Raw genomic sequence first — 219 nt, 5'->3', positions numbered from 1 at the left:
TGATTAATGTCATTGATGTTGCTGTTTTAGGCTGTACCCATTTCCCACTAATAAAGTCTGAGATTCAGCAAGTATTAGGCAAAAGCGTGGTATTGGTTGATTCGGGCAAAGCGATAGCTAAACGAGTCCAAGAGTTGTTGGGTTTAGAAAGTGGTCATGAAGAAGGGGGAGTGAGAGAGGTTTTTTGTAGTGCACTTCCCAATAAAGAAAGTGCACTAG

General features: G+C 41.6%; 1 pseudogene. It reads left to right on the top strand.

Features of this window, described 5'->3' with window-relative positions:
• Positions 1-219, top strand: a pseudogene (locus tag A3712_RS23920) (aspartate/glutamate racemase family protein); the annotation flags it as partial.

The organism is Vibrio sp. HI00D65 (genome assembly GCF_001635455.1).
GTDB lineage: Bacteria > Pseudomonadota > Gammaproteobacteria > Enterobacterales > Vibrionaceae > Vibrio.
The sequence above is the reverse complement of the archived record's forward strand: the minus strand, read 5'-3'. Positions and strand labels throughout refer to the sequence as shown.